This window comes from Streptomyces sp. BE303 (assembly GCF_036290945.1).
Lineage (GTDB): Bacteria > Actinomycetota > Actinomycetes > Streptomycetales > Streptomycetaceae > Kitasatospora.
Genome location: NZ_JAQYWZ010000767.1, coordinates 130,682 through 149,790 on the forward strand (window position 1 = coordinate 130,682; position 19,109 = coordinate 149,790).

General features: G+C 73.5%; 15 protein-coding genes and 2 tRNA genes. 16 read left to right on the forward strand and 1 reads right to left on the reverse strand.

Going from position 1 to position 19,109, the window contains the following annotated elements:
• The first annotated feature begins 42 nt into the window (after positions 1-42).
• From PUR56_RS23555 to PUR56_RS23630, 16 genes are all read left to right on the forward strand, one after another.
• Complete coding sequence (locus tag PUR56_RS23555) at positions 43-3,936, forward strand: DNA-directed RNA polymerase subunit beta' (RefSeq protein ID WP_329950367.1); 3,894 nt, start codon at positions 43-45, stop codon at positions 3,934-3,936.
• Between the two features lie 253 nt (positions 3,937-4,189).
• A tRNA-Met gene (locus PUR56_RS23560) sits at positions 4,190-4,263 on the forward strand.
• 123 nt (positions 4,264-4,386) lie between these two features.
• Positions 4,387-4,460, forward strand: a tRNA-Met gene (locus PUR56_RS23565).
• A 177-nt stretch (positions 4,461-4,637) separates the two neighbouring features.
• Complete coding sequence (locus PUR56_RS23570) at positions 4,638-5,309, forward strand: hypothetical protein (RefSeq protein ID WP_329950368.1); 672 nt, start codon at positions 4,638-4,640, stop codon at positions 5,307-5,309.
• Positions 5,302-6,618 carry a sensor histidine kinase gene (locus tag PUR56_RS23575; RefSeq protein WP_329950369.1) on the forward strand — a complete coding sequence of 439 codons (1,317 nt, stop codon included), beginning with the start codon at positions 5,302-5,304 and terminating at the stop codon, positions 6,616-6,618. The genes PUR56_RS23570 and PUR56_RS23575 overlap by 8 nt, the downstream gene beginning before the upstream one ends.
• Positions 6,615-7,295: a response regulator transcription factor gene (locus PUR56_RS23580; protein ID WP_329950370.1), complete on the forward strand. Its 681-nt coding sequence runs from the start codon at positions 6,615-6,617 to the stop codon at positions 7,293-7,295. Before PUR56_RS23575 ends, PUR56_RS23580 begins: the two co-directional genes overlap by 4 nt.
• Before the next feature lie 120 nt (positions 7,296-7,415).
• Positions 7,416-8,030: a hypothetical protein gene (locus PUR56_RS23585; RefSeq protein WP_329950371.1), complete on the forward strand. Its 615-nt coding sequence runs from the start codon at positions 7,416-7,418 to the stop codon at positions 8,028-8,030.
• A gap of 127 nt (positions 8,031-8,157) precedes the next feature.
• Entirely contained in the window at positions 8,158-8,898 is a 741-nt protein-coding gene (locus PUR56_RS23590) for an SIR2 family NAD-dependent protein deacylase (protein WP_329950372.1), read from the forward strand.
• A gap of 227 nt (positions 8,899-9,125) precedes the next feature.
• A complete protein-coding gene (locus PUR56_RS23595; protein WP_329950373.1) occupies positions 9,126-10,529 on the forward strand; it encodes a methyl-accepting chemotaxis protein in 1,404 nt (467 codons plus the stop codon).
• Entirely contained in the window at positions 10,526-11,068 is a 543-nt protein-coding gene (locus PUR56_RS23600) for a hypothetical protein (protein WP_329950374.1), read from the forward strand. Before PUR56_RS23595 ends, PUR56_RS23600 begins: the two co-directional genes overlap by 4 nt.
• Positions 11,069-11,152: 84 nt before the next feature.
• A complete protein-coding gene (locus tag PUR56_RS23605) occupies positions 11,153-11,812 on the forward strand; it encodes a vWA domain-containing protein (protein ID WP_329950375.1) in 660 nt (219 codons plus the stop codon).
• 13 nt (positions 11,813-11,825) lie between these two features.
• Positions 11,826-13,040 carry a PP2C family serine/threonine-protein phosphatase gene (locus PUR56_RS23610; protein ID WP_329950376.1) on the forward strand — a complete coding sequence of 405 codons (1,215 nt, stop codon included), beginning with the start codon at positions 11,826-11,828 and terminating at the stop codon, positions 13,038-13,040.
• A complete protein-coding gene (locus PUR56_RS23615) occupies positions 13,037-14,017 on the forward strand; it encodes a hypothetical protein (RefSeq protein WP_329950377.1) in 981 nt (326 codons plus the stop codon). Before PUR56_RS23610 ends, PUR56_RS23615 begins: the two co-directional genes overlap by 4 nt.
• A 181-nt stretch (positions 14,018-14,198) precedes the next feature.
• Positions 14,199-15,413: a cytochrome P450 gene (locus tag PUR56_RS23620; protein ID WP_329950378.1), complete on the forward strand. Its 1,215-nt coding sequence runs from the start codon at positions 14,199-14,201 to the stop codon at positions 15,411-15,413.
• Between the two features lie 36 nt (positions 15,414-15,449).
• Positions 15,450-16,454: an ADP-ribosylglycohydrolase family protein gene (locus PUR56_RS23625; RefSeq protein ID WP_329950379.1), complete on the forward strand. Its 1,005-nt coding sequence runs from the start codon at positions 15,450-15,452 to the stop codon at positions 16,452-16,454.
• A 114-nt stretch (positions 16,455-16,568) separates the two neighbouring features.
• Positions 16,569-17,873 (forward strand): serpin family protein, encoded by a 1,305-nt coding sequence (locus tag PUR56_RS23630; RefSeq protein ID WP_329950380.1) that lies wholly within the window; start codon positions 16,569-16,571, stop codon positions 17,871-17,873.
• Between the two features lie 43 nt (positions 17,874-17,916).
• Here PUR56_RS23630 and PUR56_RS23635 read toward each other — a convergent pair whose 3' ends face one another.
• The gene (locus PUR56_RS23635; RefSeq protein ID WP_329950381.1) at positions 17,917-19,026 is read right to left on the reverse strand and encodes an ADP-ribosylglycohydrolase family protein; all 1,110 of its coding nucleotides are present in this window, start codon (positions 19,024-19,026) and stop codon (positions 17,917-17,919) included.
• Positions 19,027-19,109 lie beyond the last annotated feature (83 nt).

Consider the following 19,109-nt stretch of genomic DNA (forward strand, 5'->3'; position numbering starts at 1 on the left):
ACATGAACGACTCTCGACTTACGAAAGAGGGCTTGACGACCAGTGCTTGACGTCAACTTCTTCGACGAGCTCCGCATCGGCCTGGCCACCGCCGACGACATCCGCCAGTGGTCCCACGGCGAGGTCAAGAAGCCGGAGACCATCAACTACCGCACCCTGAAGCCCGAAAAGGACGGACTCTTCTGCGAGAAGATCTTCGGCCCCACCCGGGACTGGGAGTGCTACTGCGGCAAGTACAAGCGCGTCCGCTTCAAGGGCATCATCTGTGAGCGCTGCGGCGTCGAGGTGACCCGCGCCAAGGTGCGCCGTGAGCGGATGGGCCACATCGAGCTGGCCGCCCCGGTCACCCACATCTGGTACTTCAAGGGTGTGCCGTCCCGCCTCGGCTACCTGCTCGACCTGGCGCCGAAGGACCTCGAGAAGGTCATCTACTTCGCCGCCTACATGATCACCTGGGTCGACGACGAGCGCCGCCAGCGCGACCTGCCGTCCCTGGAGGCGCACGTCTCGGTCGAGCGTCAGCAGATCGAGAACCGTCGCGACTCCGACCTCGAAGCCCGCGCCAAGAAGGCCGAGATCGACCTGGCCGAGCTGGAGGCCGAGGGCGCCAAGGCCGACGTGCGCCGCAAGGTGCGCGAGGGCGCCGAGCGCGAGATGAAGCAGCTGCGCGACCGCGCGCAGCGCGAGCTCGACCGTCTCGACGAGGTGTGGGCGCGCTTCAAGAACCTCAAGGTCCAGGACCTGGAGGGCGACGAGCTGCTCTACCGCGAGCTGCGCGACCGCTTCGGCACCTACTTCTCCGGCTCGATGGGCGCGGCGGCCCTCAAGGACCGCCTGGAGACCTTCGACCTGGCGGAGGAGTCCGAGCGCCTGCGCGAGATCATCCGCACCGGCAAGGGCCAGAAGAAGACCCGTGCGCTCAAGCGCCTCAAGGTCGTCTCCGCGTTCCTGCAGACCACCAACAAGCCCAACGGCATGGTGCTGGACTGCGTCCCGGTCATCCCGCCGGACCTGCGTCCGATGGTGCAGCTGGACGGTGGCCGCTTCGCGACCTCCGACCTGAACGACCTGTACCGCCGCGTGATCAACCGCAACAACCGCCTGAAGCGGCTTCTCGACCTCGGCGCGCCCGAGATCATCGTGAACAACGAGAAGCGCATGCTCCAGGAGGCCGTCGACGCGCTGTTCGACAACGGCCGTCGTGGTCGCCCGGTCACGGGCCCCGGCAACCGCCCGCTGAAGTCCCTCAGCGACATGCTGAAGGGCAAGCAGGGTCGTTTCCGTCAGAACCTGCTCGGCAAGCGAGTCGACTACTCGGCCCGTTCGGTCATCGTCGTCGGCCCGCAGCTCAAGCTGCACCAGTGCGGTCTGCCCAAGGCCATGGCGCTGGAGCTCTTCAAGCCGTTCGTGATGAAGCGCCTGGTCGACCTGAACCACGCGCAGAACATCAAGTCGGCCAAGCGCATGGTCGAGCGCGCCCGCCCGGTCGTGTGGGACGTCCTCGAAGAGGTCATCGCCGAGCACCCGGTGCTGCTGAACCGTGCACCCACCCTGCACCGCCTCGGCATCCAGGCCTTCGAGCCCCAGCTGGTCGAGGGCAAGGCCATCCAGATCCACCCGCTCGTCTGCACCGCGTTCAACGCGGACTTCGACGGTGACCAGATGGCCGTCCACCTGCCGCTCTCCGCGGAGGCGCAGGCCGAGGCCCGCATCCTGATGCTGTCCTCGAACAACATCCTGAAGCCGGCCGACGGTCGCCCCGTCACCATGCCGACCCAGGACATGGTGCTCGGTCTGTTCTTCCTCACCTCGGACCGGCCGAAGGTCAAGGGCGACGGTCGTTCCTTCTCCTCGACCGCCGAGGCGGTCATGGCGTTCGACGCCAAGGAGCTGGACGTCCAGGCCGTCATCGACGTCCGCCTGCCGATCGGCACCGTCCCGCCCCGCAGCTGGACCCCGCCGGTCGACGAGGACGGTCAGCCGGCCTGGTTCGAGGGCGAGTCCTTCCGCCTGCGCACCACCCTGGGCCGCGCGCTCTTCAACGAGCTGCTGCCCGAGGACTACCCGTTCGTCGACTACGAGGTGGGCAAGAAGCAGCTCTCCGCGATCGTCAACGACCTGGCGGAGCGCTACCCCAAGGTCGTCGTCGCGGCGACCCTGGACAACCTGAAGGCGGCCGGTTTCCACTGGGCCACCCGCTCGGGTGTCACCGTCTCGATCTCGGACGTCGTCGTCCCGCCGCAGAAGGCCCAGATCCTCGAGGGCTACGAGGCGCAGGCCGAGAAGATCCAGAAGCAGTACGAGCGCGGTCTGATCACCAACGACGAGCGCAAGCAGGAGCTCATCGGCATCTGGACCCGGGCGACCAACGAGGTCGCCGAGGCGATGAACGCCAACTTCGAGAAGACCAACCCCATCTTCATGATGGTGGACTCGGGCGCTCGAGGAAACATGATGCAGATGCGCCAGATCGCCGGTATGCGTGGTCTGGTGTCGAACGCGAAGAACGAGACGATCGCCCGTCCCATCAAGGCGTCGTTCCGTGAGGGCCTCACCGTTCTCGAGTACTTCATCTCGACCCACGGTGCCCGTAAGGGTCTGGCCGACACCGCTCTGCGTACCGCCGACTCCGGCTACCTCACCCGTCGTCTGGTCGACGTCTCCCAGGACGTCATCATTCGCGAGGAGGACTGCGGCACCGAGCGCGGCCTGAAGCTGGCGATCGGCACCGTCGGTGCCGACGGCGTCCTGCGCAAGACGGACGACGTCGAGACCAGCGTCTACGCCCGCATGCTCGCCGAGGACATCACGGTGGACGGCAAGCTCCTTGCCACCGCCAACACCGACCTCGGCGACGTGCTGATCGACGAGCTGATCCGCCACGGCATCAGCGAGGTCAAGACCCGCTCGATCCTGACCTGTGAGTCGGCCGTCGGCACCTGTGCTTTCTGCTACGGCCGCTCGCTGGCCACCGGCAAGCTGGTCGACATCGGTGAGGCGGTCGGCATCATCGCCGCCCAGTCCATCGGTGAGCCCGGTACCCAGCTGACCATGCGTACCTTCCACACCGGTGGTGTGGCCGGTGACGACATCACGCAGGGTCTGCCGCGTGTCGTCGAGCTCTTCGAGGCCCGTACCCCCAAGGGTGTGGCCCCGATCTCGGAGGCGCAGGGCCGGGTCCGCATCGAGGACACCGAGAAGACCCGCAAGCTGGTCGTCACCCCGGACGACGGCACCGACGAGATCGCCTACCCGGTCTCGAAGCGTGTGAAGCTGCTGGTCGGCGAGGGCGAGGCGGTCGAGGTCGGCCAGAAGCTGACCATGGGTGCCACCAACCCGCACGACGTCCTGCGCATCATGGGCCAGCGTGCCGTCCAGATCCACCTGGTCGCCGAGGTCCAGAAGGTCTACAACTCGCAGGGCGTGTCGATCCACGACAAGCACATCGAGATCATCATCCGGCAGATGCTCCGCCGCGTGACGATCATCGAGTCGGGCGACGCCGAGCTGCTCCCGGGCGAGCTCGTCGAGCGCGGCCGCTTCGAGCAGGAGAACCGTCGCGTGGTCTCCGAGGGCGGTCACCCCGCCTCCGGCCGTCCGCAGCTGATGGGTATCACCAAGGCCTCGCTGGCCACCGAGTCCTGGCTGTCGGCCGCCTCCTTCCAGGAGACGACCCGGGTCCTGACCGACGCGGCGATCCACGCCAAGTCGGACCCGCTGCTGGGCCTCAAGGAGAACGTCATCCTCGGCAAGCTCATCCCGGCCGGTACGGGTCTGCCCCGCTACCGCAACATCCGGGTCGAGCCGACCGAGGAGGCCAAGGCCGCGATGTACTCGGCCGTCGGCTACGACGACTACGACCTGTCGCCCTTCGGTGCCGGCTCCGGCCAGGCGGTCCCGCTGGACGACTACGACTACGGCCCGTACACCGGCTGAGTCCACGGTTGAACCGCAGGGCGGTCACCCCTCACGGGGTGGCCGCCCTGCGGCGTTCCCGGGGCTTCCTGGGGGCTTCCCGGGGCTCCTGGTGCCTGGTCTCCCGCCCGGTGCGGGCCCGTGCTGCGGGGCGGTCGGTCCCCGGTGGGTGGCCGGTCGGTTCCCGGTGGGTGGCCGGCGGGTGGTGTTTTCGGGGGCCGGGGGAGTCCGGTTAGGTTTCCCGGCCGTGGTCGCGTAAGGTCGTGTTTACCGACGCGGGGTGGAGCAGCTCGGTAGCTCGCTGGGCTCATAACCCAGAGGTCGCAGGTTCAAATCCTGTCCCCGCTACTGAATCGAAGGGCCCGGAGGCACATCGCCTCCGGGTCCTTCGGCGTTTTTGCCCTCCTGCGAGGGGCCGGGGGAGTCCGGTTAGGTTTCCCGGCGGTAGTCGCGTAAGGTCGTGTTTACCGACGCGGGGTGGAGCAGCTCGGTAGCTCGCTGGGCTCATAACCCAGAGGTCGCAGGTTCAAATCCTGTCCCCGCTACTGAATCGAAGGGCCCGGAGGCACATCGCCTCCGGGCCCTTCGGCGTTTCCCCGTTTCCTCCGCCCTCCCTCCTGCGGGGGAGGGCGGGAAACGGGTCGGGCGGGGGAAGCGGGGGCGGGGGCCGGCGCGGCAGGCTCGGGGCGTCGGCAACGGACGTGGACGAGAGGGTGTCGGGAATGGGTGCGAAGCGGGCGTTGGGGGCCGCGGCGATCACGGGGGCGGTGCTGCTCGGGTCGGTGGGGTGCTTCTGGGACGAGGACGAGCGCCGGACGGTCTCCTACGGGGTGGCCGAGCCGGTGCGGGAGCTGGTGGTCGAGGGGCGGACCGGGGGGATCGAGGTCCGCGCGGGGGACACGGTGCGGGTGGTCGAGAAGCAGAGCTACCGCGGCCCCGCGCCGGAGACCCGGCACGAGGTGCGGGACGGCACGCTCAGGCTGGCGTACGACTGCTCGGACTGCGGGGTGGGCTACGAGGTGACCGTGCCGGCCGGAACGGTGGTGCGGCTGAGCAGCGAGACCGGCGGGATCCGGCTGCACGGGCTGGCCGGCGAGGTGGAGGCCAAGGTGGGCACCGGTGGCGTCCAGGGGACGGCGCTGACCTCGCCGACGGTACGGGTGAGCGTCGAGACCGGTGGTGTCGAGGTGACGTTCGCGGCGAGCCCGACCACGGTGGAGGCGCGGTCGGTGACCGGCGAGGTCAGGGTGCGGGTGCCGGGCGGGGCACCGTACGCGGTGGACGCGGAGGCGGTGACGGGCGGGGTCGAGGTGGCGGTGCCCCGGCAGGCCGGCGCGCCGCGCACCATCTCGGCGCGGACCGACACCGGGGGTGTGGTGGTCACCGATGCCTGACCGCGTGGTGCGGGACGCCGGCCGGGGCGTGCTCACGCTGCTGCCGGTCGGGCATGATCTTCTCCGCGGGGTGGGCCTGCCCGCGGACGGGGGAGGTGTCACGGTGGGGCGAGCGGTGCGCTGGCGGGCGGGGCTGGCCGGGGTCAACCCGTACGTGGTGGACGGCCTGTTGACGGTCGGCTCGGCGGGGGTCTCGCTCTGGTCGGTGTACCACGACGACACGGCGTGGTCCTGGTGGGCCTATCTGCTGGCCCTGGGGACGGCCCTGCCGTTGCCGTGGCGGCGGATCGCCCCGGTCACGGTGCTGGCGGTCAGCGGCGGGGTGTCGGCGGTGCTCTCGGTGCTCGCCCACTCGGCGATGCCGCAGCTGCCGTTGTACGCCGTGGTCACCCTCTACACGGTGGCCGACCGGGCCAGGGACGGGCAGCGCTGGGCCGTGCTGGCCGTGGTGGTGGTCGCCAACGTGGTGGGGACGCGGTCGCCGAACGGCATGCTGTTCTCGCTGCTGACCTCGGTCGGGGCGTTCGTCTTCGGCTCGCTGGTGCGTGAACTGCGGAGGCTGGCGCAGGTGGAGTCGGAGCGGGCGCGGGAGGCCGGGCGCCGGGCGGCCAGCGACGCGGCGCGCGCGGTGGCCGAGGAGCGGGCCCGGATCGCCCGGGAGATGCACGACATCCTGGCGCACGCCGTCTCGCTGATGGTGATCCAGGCGGAGGCGGGGCCGGTGGTGGTGCGTTCGGACCCGGAGCGGGCGATCAGGACCTTCGACACCATCGCCGACTCCGGGCGGGACGCCATGGTGCAACTGCGTCGGGTGCTCGGCGTGTTGAAGGAGGAGGGGGCGGCGCCCGAACTGGCGCCGCAGCCGCGGCTGGCGGAGCTCGCGGCGCTCGCGGAGCGGGTGCGTACGGCCGGGCTCTCGGTCGATCTCGACCTCGGACGCGTCGGCGGTCCGCTGCCGGCGGACGTGGAGGCGGCCGCGTACCGGATCGTGCAGGAGGCGCTGACCAACACGGTCAAGCACGCGGGCGCCTCGCACACGCTGGTGCGGGTGGTCCGGGAGGGGGAGGAGCTGGCGGTCGTGGTCTCCGACGACGGACGCGGTGTGCCGTTGCCGGCCGGCCGGGCCGCGAGCGGCTGGTCCGGGGGGCGCGGGCTGGTCGGCATCCGGGAGCGGGCGGCGGCCTGCGGCGGCCGGGCCGAGGCCGGTCCCGGGCCCGGCGGCAGGGGTTTCCTGGTGAGTGCCCGGCTGCCGCTGGGGGCGTCCGGGCTGGTGGGCGGAGTGGGTGGAGTGGGCGGAGTGGGTGGATGAAGCCGATCCGGGTGGTCGTCGCGGACGACCAGGAGCTGGTGCGGGCCGGGTTCGGGATGATCCTGGACGCGCAGCCGGACATCGAGGTGGTCGCCGAGGCGGGCGACGGCGCGGAGGCGATCGAGGCGGTCCGGGTGCACGGGCCGGACGTGCTGCTGCTGGACGTCCGGATGCCGGTGATGGACGGGCTGGAGGCGGCCCGCCGGGTCTGCGCGGAGTACCCGGAGACGAAGGTGATCATGCTGACCACCTTCGACGCCGACGACTACGTCTTCGACGCGCTGTACGCGGGAGCCAGCGGGTTCCTGCTGAAGGACGTCCGCCGGGACGACCTGGCACACGGTGTGCGGATGGTGGCGTCCGGAGAGGCGCTGCTGGCGCCGTCGGTGACCCGCCGGCTGATCGGGGAGTTCGCCGCCCGGCGGCCGGGCGGCGCGGAGCGGGCGGTACGGCCGCCGTCCGGGCTGCTGGAGCAGCTGACCGGGCGCGAGCGGGAGACGCTGCGGCTGCTGGCCCGGGGGCTCTCCAACGCCGAGATCGCCGCCGAGCTGGTGGTGAGCGAGCACACGGTGAAGACCCATGTCAGCAATGTGCTGGGCAAGCTGGGTCTGCGTGACCGGGTGCACGCGGTGGTGTTCGCGTACGAGGCGGGCGCGGTGGTGGCGGGCGAGGGCTGACGGCTCCCCCGCGCGGGGGAGGGGCCGGATTCGCCGGTGCGGGCGATCCGCGACGAGGGCGGCGGCGGACAGGATCCGGGGTGTCGGAACAACGACGGCCCCAACCTCGGGAGAGCACCCATGGACACCTTGACGCCCGGTCGCGCCACCCCGTTCGCGGTCATCGGCGGACCCGTTCTGATGGCGCTGTACGGCGGCATCCGGCTGCTGGACGGATCGCGTGACCCCGGTGCGGGCTGGCTGGTCGGTCACGGCCTGATGCTGGCGGGGCTGGTGCTGTTCGCGCCGGTGCTCGTCGCGCTGGAGCGGTGGCCGGCGCCGCACCGCACGGCGGCGGGCAGGGTCGCGGCGCGCGCCGCCCTGGGGGTGGCGTCCGCAGGGCTGGCGGCGTCGGTCGTGCAGATCGTCATCGACCTGTACGTGGGGGCGGTGGCCGTCGACAAGGCGGACCAGCACCGGCTGTTCGACAGCGTCCAGAGTCATCCGGGGGTGGTGCCGGTGGTCTACTCGGTCGGTCCGGTGCTGTTCTACGTCGGTCTGCTGGCGCTGCTGGTGGCCGGCACGGTGGGCCGGGCGCGCACGCTGCGCTGGTGGAGCCCGGTGCTGGTGCTGGCCGGGACGGTGCTGACGGCGGCGGACCTGGCGCTGATCCCGGTCGCTGCGGGGTGCTATCTGGTGGCCCTGGCTCCGTTGGCGGGCTTCGGCGCCGGCGCCGGGCGGCCGGTCGTGGCCTGAGGGGGCCTGAACGGGCCTGGGTGGGCCTGAGCGGGCCTGAACGGGGCAGGCCGGGGCGCGGGCCTGCGCGCGACCTGGGGCGGATATCGGTGGCGGGCCGGCGAGGAGCGGCCGTACCGTCCGGGGCATGAACGCGAAGCGCCCGCTGATCGCCGTGCTCACCGGCGCCGGCATCTCGACCGACTCCGGCATCCCCGACTACCGCGGCCCGAACGGACTCTGGCAGCGCGATCCGGAGGCCCCGCGGCTGGTCACCATCGGCCCGTACACATCGGACCCGGACGTTCGCCGCCGGTCCTGGCTGATGCGCGCCGAGGTCGGTGCGCTGGCCGCCGAGCCGAACGCCGGGCACCGGGCGCTGGTCGACCTCGAACAGTCCGGGCTGCCCGTCCGGGTGCTCACCCAGAACGTCGACGGGCTGCACCAGCGGGCCGGCCAGTCCCCCCGCAAGGTGCTCGAACTGCACGGCACCGCACAGGAGGTGCAGTGCATGCGGTGCAAGGTGGTGGGCCCGGTGGCGGAGGCGCTGGACCGGGTGGCGGCGGGCGAGCCGGACCCGGACTGCCGGGCCTGCGGCGGGGTGCTGCGGCCGCGGACCGTCATGTTCGGCGAGCAGTTGGACCCGCAGGTGATCCAGCAGGCCGACGCCGTCAGCAAGGCCTGCGACCTGTTTCTCGCCGTCGGCACCAGCCTGCAGGTCTTCCCGGTGGCCGAACTGCCGTACAGCGCGCTCGGGAACGGGGCCCGGCTGATCGTGATGAACGGCGAGCCGACCCCGTTCGACGAGGTCGCCGACGAGGTGATCCGCGAGCCCATCTCCACCGCGCTGCCGGACCTGGTCCGCCGGCTGGTGGCCCGGTACGTCTGAGACCTCCGGCGCAGCCCGGGCCCCCGGGGCCCGGGCGAGTCGGTGACGAACAGGTATCCACTGGACGAACTGCCCAGTCCCGCAGGGTGGTTCTGCGCTACGCTGCGGCACGGAGCGGCGTGGCCGGATTCCGGCCACCGGGGGGAGGCTGCGCGGGCGGCTCCGCCCGCGCACCGCACCGGCCACGGGCGTTCACCCCCGCGGCGGCGCGCACCGAAGGAGCCCTCATGACGTCAGGTCGACTGCTGGACCGTCGTGCGATCGGGGGTGAGCTGCGCGCTCTGGCGGCCAGGCCCGGCCTGGTGGGTCGTCAGGAGGAGCTCAAGGAACTCGGGTTGGCGATCTCGGGCACCGGCGACCTGGACCAGTGGGCCGACCTCGACCTGATGCAGAGCTTCGTCCGGCCGGAGAGCGTCCGGGCGGCGGTCCGGCCGCGGCCCGAACCGAGGTTCTGGTCCTGGCTCGAAGTCGCCCTGGGTGGACTGGTGTTCGTCCCGCTGCTGGTCACCTGGGCCGGCCTGATGCAGGCGACCAGCGCCTACCAGGCCCTGATCGGTGCGGATGCGGCGCAGGCCGCCCGGCCGTTCCTCCAGCTCTGGCAGACCGGCTTCGAGGGCCGGCTGGCCGGCTGGGCCACCTTCGGCGACATCGCGCTGTCCGCCACGCTGTTCATCGCCCTGCTGCTGGTCTTCTCCGTCGCGCACGGCGTCCGCAGGGCCGGGACCGAGCGCCGCGAGACCGGGGCGGTGCAGGAGGCGGAGGAGCTGCTGGCCGAGCTGGCCCCGGTGCTCACCCGGGCGCAGCTGGTGCTGAATGAGCGCCGCCGGTCCTCGCCGCAGCGGTTCGTGGCCGAGCTCACCGGCGCGGCGGAGACCCTGGAGCGGCTCGGTCGGCAGGCCGCCGACACCCAGCGGGACCTCAGCGACGCGGCGCTGGTGGTCGAGCGGTCGGTGACCGGGGCCAGGGAGCGGCTGGCCGAGGTGGGCGCGGCGGTGGACCCGCTGCGGCAGGCGGTCGACGGGATCGAGAAGGCGGTCGACGGCGTGGGGAAGGCCGTGCGGGACAGCGGCGAGAAGCTCGCCGGGACCGTCCGGGACGGCGCCGCCGCCACCGACGACCTGGTCCGGCGCGGCGGGCAGCAGGCGGCCGACGCCGCCGATGCCGTACGGCGGGCCACCGAGCGGGTCGGCGCCGAACTGTCCGACGCGGGCGAGCGGGTGGAGGACGCGGTGCGGGACCTCGCGGTCGCCCAGCGGGGGTTCACCACCGGCGCGGAGACCGTCGCCGACGTCGGCGGGCGGCTGCTGGAGCAGCTCGACGGGCTGGCCCGGGAGGTCGCGTCGATGGCCGACCGGGTCACCGCGGCGGCCTCGGCGGCCGCGGCCGCGGCGGCGCGGGTGGACGCCCGGGACGAGCGGCGGGCCCCGGGCCCGGGAGCACTGCTGGTCAAGACCGTGTCGGAGCCCGGACCGGGCGCGGGCGGCACCCGCTCGCGCCCCTCGGACCCGTCGGACGCCCCGGGGACGCCGGGCGTCTCGGACACGGTCGCGGACGCGGTCGCGGTCGCGGTCGCGGTCGAGCAGACGCTGCTGGAGCTGGACGAGGTGCCGGTGCGGCAGGCGGGCCGATGAGGGACCGGTTCCGAACCGGGCGGCCGCGCGTCCGGAGCGCACACCTCGCGGGCTGGCTCTTCGCGGACCTGCTGCTGGTCCTGGCCCTGGTCGCGATGGGCGACCAGGGCGACCCGGTGGCGGCCGCGCGCGCCACCGCGACGCCCGCGGCCACGGCCACGGCCACGGCCACGGCCACGGCCGACGCGAGTGCCACCGCCTCCGAGACACCCCGGCCGACGCCCACCCCCACCGGCCCGCGCGGGGTGGAGCACGACGCGGTCACCGTCGACGTCACCGGGGACTCCTCCGACACGGCCGGCCTGGTGGCGCAGATCCGCGCGGCCACCGAGCGGTACGCCGGGCGCCAGGCCGCGGTGGTGCTCACGTTCGGCAGCAACCGCGACCCGGGCGCCGGACAGGCGTACGCGCACACCGTCAACGGGCTGCTCGCGCAGGCCCGTCCGGAGATGTTCCGGGGCACCACCACCCGGGACTTCATCTCGCTGACGGACAACCCCCGGCACGCCTCGCTGGAGATCTACTTCTACACCGGCTGACCGGGGCCCCGGCCGTCCGGTCCGGGCCCCGTTCCGAACCGTGCCCCACACCCGCTGTGAACTGCGAGACCAAGGAGAAGTGCCGTGCAGATCCTCCCGTTCTACGCCGTGTGCGACGAGTCGGGGTCGATGAGCGCCGACATCGACACCCTCAACAAGGCCCTGTTCAACCTCCACCAGGAGATCAGCACCAACCCGACCATCTCCGACAAGACGCGGTTCGGGCTGATCGGCTTCTCCACCGACGCCAACGAGCTGCAGCCGCTGGTCGATCTGAGCGACCTGGACGAGCTGCCCGCCCTGGAGGCCTCCGGCCTGACCTCCTTCGGCAACGCCTTCACCCTGCTCCGGCAGTCCATCGAGCGGGACGTGCAGCAGCTGAAGGCGGAGGGCCACGACGTCTACCGTCCGGTGGTCTTCTTCCTCTCCGACGGCGTGCCGACCGACTCCGACTGGGAGCAGCCGTACCAGGACCTGCTCGCCGCCGCGTTCCGGCCGCACATCATCGCCTTCGGCATCGGCCAGGCGGACCGCACGGTGATCGCGCACGTCGCCACGTTCAAGGCCTTCATGCAGGAGGAGGGGTCGGCGGACCCGGCGGTCGCGCTGCGGGAGTTCGCGGCCAGCCTGACCCGGTCGATCGTCCGCTCGGTGAGCGGGGCGACCGCGGCCGGGCAGGGCATGAGCCTCCAGGTCGACGACCACGTGCCCGGGTTCACCGCCGTCTCGCTCGACAAGCTCTGAGCGGGGTCGCCAGGTGAACCCGTACGACAATCCGCAGGGCAGTCCGTACGACAACCCGCACGGCAACCCGCGGGGCGGTCAGGGGCCGGAGCCCGTGCCCGAGCGGGCCTTCGACCCGATCGACGTCGCCTCGTCCGTCTACGAGCACGGCTGGGGGCCGGGCCCGGTCGCCCCGGCCCCGGCCAGGCCCGTGCCGTCCACCCCGGTGCCGTTCCTGCCGCATCCGGCCACCACCGGGCCGGACGCGGCGGGGCAGCCCGGCCGCGACCGGCCCGCGGCGGCCCCCGGCGTGCCGCCGGCACCGGCGGCGGGAGCGTCCGGCCTGGTGCCGGTGTCGGGCGAGGAACCCGGCGCCGTCCACCACGTCGGCCGCAAGCCCCCGGCCTACACGCCCGAGCCGACCGGCATCGCCGACGTCGGCGCCGACCTCTACGCGGGGACGCTGCCCGACACCGTGGTGGACGGCGGCACCTTCGGCCCGGTCACCGTCCGGGCCGCCTCCGTCCGCGGCGACTCGCACCGCTACCGGGGCGAGTGCCGCCAGGACGCCGTCCTGGTCACCCGGGCCGGTGACCTGCTGCTGCTCGCGGTGGCCGACGGCGTCGGCTCCCAGCAGCACTCCCAGCGCGGTTCCAACGGCGTCCTGCGGCTGCTGGCCCGGCAGGTCGCCCACAAGGCGGAGACGCTGCTGGCCTGCCTGCGGATCGGGGCCGAGGCCGACTTCGCGGTGCTCATGGGGCAGATGGTCGCGGCGGTGGCGGGCGAGCTGGCGAAGGACGCGGGACAGTGGGGCCTGGACCCCAAGTCGTACGCGACGACGCTGCGCGCCCTGCTGGTGCCGGCCGACGCGGACGTCACCGCCCGCGGCTTCGTCTCGGTCGGCGACGGCGGCCTGCTGCGCCTGCGGGAGGGCGGCTGGACCAACTGCGAGCAGGACGAGGACGACGGCGCGCTGATCAGCACCCGGACCCACTGCCTGCCCGAGGCCTACGAGCAGACCCGGGTCCGGTTGATCACCGACACGCGCCCCGGCGACCTGCTGGTGCTGTGCACCGACGGTCTGGCGCTGCCGTTGCTGAAGGAGCCCGACCTGCAGGACTTCCTCGCCGACCGGTGGGGCGGTCCGGACGTCCCCGGCCTGGCCGAGTTCCTCTGGCAGGCCCAGGTGAGGGTGCGCAGCTACGACGACGACCGCACGGCCGTCTGCCTCTGGGAGGCCGCCCGGTGAGCGCCCCGGACATCGCCACGGCGCTGGCCGGCGGGGCGGACGTGGAACTCGCGCTGCTGGCGGTGGGGGCCGAGGCCGGGCGGGGTGGCCAGGGCCTGGTGCAGCGCCTGGCCGGCTACCCGGGCCTGCTGTTCAAGCGTTACCTCGACCCCGGGAAGGTGCACGGCCCGGCCCTGGCCGAGCTGGTCGCCCTGCGCCTCGCACTCCCCGGGGAGGAGCGGGACCGGCTGGACGCGCAGGCCGCCTGGCCGCTCTGCCGGGTGGTCGACGGCCCGGGCTGCGTCGGGTTCCTGATGCAGGAGGCGCCGGCCGCGATGTCCTGGCAGACGGGTGCCGGCGGGCGCAGGCTCACCGAGGCGCAGTACCTCTTCTACCCGGAGAAGCCCGCGACCCAGGGCGTGGTCCGCCCGGACCCGGAGCAGCGGCTCGCCCTGGTGCTGGAGCTGGCCGGGCTGATCGAGCGCCTGCACCGCTGGGGGCTGGTGATCGGTGACCTCTCGCACGCCAACGTGCTCTGGTCGGTGGTCCCCGAGCCCGCCGTCCATCTGCTCGACTGCGACGGTGTCCGCCGGGTCGGGGCGGCGCCGGTCCTGGAGCAGACCGACACGCCCGACTGGGCGGACCCGCTCTCCCCGCACGGCAGCAGCGCCACCGTGGACAGCGACCGCTACAAGGCGGCCCTGCTGTTCGGGCGGACCCTGGCCCAGGACCCCTACCTCACGCCGGGGCAGCCGTTCGAACCGCTGCCGGACGTGCTGACGGACCGGCAGCTGGCGACGGTCCGCCGGATCTGGGACCAGGCCGGCGGGCCGTACGGGACCAGACCGGACCTGACCGCCTGGCTGCTGGCGCTCGGCGGCCGGGGCAGCATCCCGCTCGGGGCCGGCGGTCCGGCCAGGGCCGCCCGCCCGGTCGACGAGCGGCTGTTCGACGGTCGGGCCCCGCGGGGCAGCATCCCGCTGCGCCGCCCGACCTGACGCGGGCGGGCCGGAGGCCGGCCGGCCGCACGGGGGGGCGTAGGAGGGGGGCCCGTACGAGGAGGGCCGCGCGGGGGCGCGGTGCACGGGGGAGGGGACGCGGGAGGGGCCGGAGGCCGGACGGACTGCATGCGTACGATGATCCTTCCGGCTTCCCCTCACGGCCTGGAGTGATCGACCGATGACGACGACACCGAAGTTCGACCCCTGGTCGACGGAGTTCGTGGCCCACCCGTACGACGCCTACGCCGACCTGCGCGAGCAGGCCCCGGTCACGTACTACGAGCCGACCGGGCAGTGGTTGGTCTCGCGGTACGAGGACGTCAGCGCCCTGCTGCGGGACCGCCGGCTCGGCCGGACGTACACCCACCGCTTCAGCCACGAGGAGTTCGGGCGGCCCCTGCCCGACCCGGCCCACGAGCCGTTCCACACCCTCAACGACAACGGCCTGCTCGACCTGGAGGCGCCCGACCACACCCGGATCCGCCGGCTGGTCTCCAAGGCCTTCACCCCGCGCATGGTCGAGGGGCTCCGCCCGACCGTCCGGCGGCTCGCCGGCGAACTGGTGGACGGCCTGCTCGCGGCCGGCGGCGGCGACCTGATCGGAGCCGTCGCCGAACCGCTGCCGGTCGCGGTGATCGCCGAGATGCTCGGTGTCCCCGAGGCCGACCGGCACCTGCTGCGCCCGTGGTCCGCCGACATCACCGGCATGTTCGAACTCAACCCCACCGAGGAGGCCGCCCGCCGGGCCGTCACCGCGAGCGTCGAGTTTTCCGACTACCTGCGCGCCCTGATCCGCGAACGCCGCGCCGCCCCCGGCACCGACCTGATCAGCGCGCTGATCCACGCCCAGGAGGGCTCGGACGCGCTCAGCGAGCAGGAGATGATCTCCACCTGCGTGCTGCTGCTCAACGCCGGCCACGAGGCCACCGTCAACACCACCGGCAACGGCTGGTGGGCGCTGTTCCGCAACCCCGGGGAACTGGCCCGGCTGCGCGCCGACGTCGACGGGCTGCTGCCCACCGCCGTCGAGGAGCTGATGCGCTGGGACACCCCGCTGCAGATGTTCGAGCGCTGGGTGCTGGAGGACGTCGAGGTGCGCGGGGTCACCGTCCCGCGCGGCTCGGAGGTCGCCCTGCTCTTCGGCTCGGCCAACCGCGACCCGGAGCGGTTCACCGACCCGGACCGGCTCGACCTCGGCCGCGCCGACAACCCGCACATCACGTTCGGCGCCGGAATCCACTTCTGCCTGGGCGCCCCGCTTGCCAGACTGGAGCTCACCGAGTCGTACGGCGAGCTGCTGCGCCGGGCGCCGGGCCTGCGGCTGGTTCGCGAGCCCGAGTGGCGCCCGGGCTACGTGATCCGCGGGCTCAAGGAACTGCTGGTCGAGGTCTGACGGTTCGGCCGGGGGCCGGGCGAGGGGGAGTGCATCGTGGGCAGGGGCAAGGCGACGGGCGCGCTGCTGGGGCTGGCGATCGGCGACGCGATGGGCAGGCCGACCGAGTTCGAGGACGTCGAGCAGATCGCCCGGCAGTGGCCCGACTGGCGGGAACTCCCCCTGCCGGGCCGGGCGCTGATCACCGACGACACCCAGATGACGCTCGCGCTGGCCCGCGGCCTGCGGACCGCCCTGGAGACCGGTCCGCTCACCGCGGCCCGGCTGGAGCCGCCGGTGCGCGAGGAGTTCCTCGACTGGTGGCGTTCGCCGGACAACAACCGTGCCCCCGGCAACACCTGCCTGGCCTCCTGCGCGCGGCTCAGCACGCCCGGCCGCCGGTGGCAGAGCGCGAGCGACACCGGTTCCAAGGGCTGTGGCGCCAACATGCGGGTCGCTCCGCTCGGCCTGATCCGCGAGCTGGCGCCGACCCAACTGGCCGGCGCCGCCCAGCTCCAGTCCGGGCTCACCCACGGCCACCCCACCGCGCTGGCCGCCAGCGACCTCACCGCCTTCGCCGTCCGCGAGCTCGCCGAGGGCCTGCCGCCGGCCGGCCTGCCCGCCGCGCTGCGCGCGTACGCGCTGGCCAACCGCACCCGGTACGACCGGTCCTGGCTCGGCGACCTCGCCGACCACGCCCACGACAGCACCCCGGAGGCGTTCATCGCCCGCGGCTGGGACGACTGCCTGGCCGTCCTCGACCGGCTCACCGCCGCGCTGGCCGCACCCGACGTCGAGGCCGACCCGTGCCTGGCCACCGGCGAGGGCTGGATCGCCGAGGAGGCGCTCGCCACCGGACTGCTCTGCTTCCTGCTGCTGCCGGACGACCCGGTGGCCGCCGTCCGCCGGGGCGCCTACTCCTCGGGGGACTCCGACTCGATCGCCTGCCTGGCCGGCGCCTTCGCCGGGGCGCACCTGGGCGCGGACGCGTGGCCCGCCGAGTGGGTGGAGCGGATCGAGCACCGGGACGAACTGCTGGAGTTCGGCGCGCTCTGGGACTGATCCCGGCCCCGCGGCCGGCGGGGCCCGTGGAACCGCCTCGGGCCCCGCCGCGTCGAACCGGCACCGAGGCGCGGGCACCGGCCCGCGCCGCCGACCCAGGGGACGAGGCCAGTCATGTCCGTCCGTACCCGCCGCCCGGCGGTGTTCCTGCTCTGCTGCACGGCACTGCTCGCCGGCTGCGGCTCCACCGGAGGCGGCGGCCAGGTCGTGATCCGCGCCTCCTCCCCCGAGTCGCTGCCACCGGCCGATCCCGCCCAGGTCGCCGCGACCGCCGCCGCCACCGGCGCCTTCGGGCTGGACCTGCTGCACGCCCTCACCGCCGACCCCGCCGAGACCGGCCGCAACCTGGTGCTCTCGCCGTCCGGCCTGGCCACCGCGCTCGCCATGCTGCTGCCCGGCACCCGCGGCACCACCGCCGACGAGCTCGCCAAGGCGCTGCACACCGAACTCACCCCGCAGCAGTACGCGCTCGCCACCGGCGCCCTGAACCGTCCCGTCCCGGCCAAGGACGGGCTGGTGCTCAAGCAGGCGGACGACGTCTGGGCCCAGCGGGACTTCCCGCTCGACCAGCGGTACCTGGGCGTGCTGGCCGCGGCCTTCGGCGCCGGGGTGCACACCGCCGACTTCCGCAAGGACCCGGAGGGCGCCCGGAAGACCGTCAACTCCGCCGTGGAGAAGGCCACCGAGGGCCGCGTCAAGGACCTCTTCGGCCAGGGGTCGATCAACCCCGACACCCGGCTCGCACTCACCGACGCGCTCTACCTCAAGGCCGAGTGGGCCACCCCGTTCAAGGCCGGGCGCACCACGGACCGGCCGTTCCACCGCCTCGACGGGTCCGCGCCGGCCGTCCCCACCATGGGGCAGAGCGGCTCGCTCCGCTACGCCGAGGGCTCCGGCGGCATCCTCGGGGAGCCCTGGCAGGCCGTCGAACTCCCCTACGCGGGCGGTACGCTGGCGATGGACCTGGTGGTGCCCGCGCAGGGCGGCTTCGAGGCCTTCCGCAAGGGCCTGGACCAGGCCCGGTTGGAGATGATCCTGGGCTCGCTCGACGAGCGGACCGTCGACCTGACCCTCCCGAAGTTCCACTTCGACACGGCCAACGAGCTGAAGCCCACCCTCCAGGCGCTCGGCGTCAAGGCCGCGTTCGAGCCGGGTGCCGACCTCTCCGGCATCCCCGGCGCGGGCGCGACCGAGCCGCTCAGGGTCGGCACGGTGGTGCAGAAGGCCACCGTCCAGGTCGACGAGGAGGGCACCGTCGCGGCGGCCGGCAGCGGGGTCGGCGTCGAGGCGATGGCCGCGCCGATGCCGAAGGACCCGGTGCAGCTGCACATCGACCGGCCGTTCCTCTTCCTGATCCGGGACACCGCCACCGGCCGGCCGCTCTTCCTCGGCCAGGTCACCGACCCGCAGGCCAAGTGAGCACGGCCCCCCGGGCCCCCGGCGCCGCCCGCGCGGCCCCGGCTCACCAGGCCGGGTAGCGGTCCCCGAGGGCCGGGTGGCCCGGTTCGCGGCTGCCGAACAGCACCAGCAGGTCGTCCGCCACCCGCAGCAGCGTCTCCCGGCCCTCCACCGCCTCCGTCCAGTCCGTCGACAGCGCCGAGGCGCCGTACGCCGCACCGACCAGGTTGCCGCAGACCGCACCCGTGGAGTCGCTGTCCCCCGAGTGGTTGACCGACAGCAGCAGCGCCGTCCGGGCCGGCTCCGGACCGGAGGTCCCCGCCAGCAGGCAGTACACCGCGATCGCCAGGCACTCCTCGGCGATCCAGCCCAGCCCGACCCGCTCCACCGCCTCCGCCGACGGTTCGGCCTCCTCGGCCACCCGCACCGCCCGGGCCAGCGCCTGGACCGTCTCCTTGGACGCCGGCCACTCCCGGGTCTGCTCCACGACCTCGCCGACCGCCGCCCACGGCTCCACCCCGGCCGCCAGCCGCTCCACCAGCGACGCGAACGCGCCGGCCGCCAGGTAGCCGGTCGGATGCCCGTGGGTCAGCTGCGCGCACTGCGCGGCCAGCCCGAACGACTGCTCGGCACCCAGCCGGGCCAGCCCGAACGGCGCCGACCGCATCACCGTGCCGCACCCCTTGGAGTGCGCGTTGATCGGCCCCGGCTGCCCCAGCGCGGCCGGCGCCTCGAAGGACGGGTGGTACTTCATCCCGGTCAGACAGGCGTCACCCGGGGCCCGCCGCGCGTACAGGAACGGCTCGCGCAGCAGCCAGCCGTCGTACGGGCGGGCGAGCGGGCTCCGGTCCGGCGCGCCCTGCTGCTGGGTCAGCAGCCACCGCCGGTACGCGCCGTGCACGGCCTCCGGCACCGAACCGCCACCGCCCGACCAGCCCCGGACGAAACCGCGGATCAGGCCCTCGGCGGTGAACAGCGTCATCTGGGTGTCGTCGGTCACCTCGGCGACCAGGCCGCCGCCCGGCAGGCCGGTCACCCCGGCCGGGCCGTACCGCTCACGGATCTGGTACAGCCGCAGGAACTCCACCGGCCAGCCCAGCGCGTCCCCGATCGCCCCGCCGACCAGCGCTCCGCGCACCCGGTCCCGGAACCCCGGCTGTTCGCCCACCGTCACCGTCGTCCCCCTCGCTCGTCGCCGTCCACCGCGTGCGGCGCCCACCGCGTGCGGCGCCCACCGCGTGCGGCGCCCACCGCGTG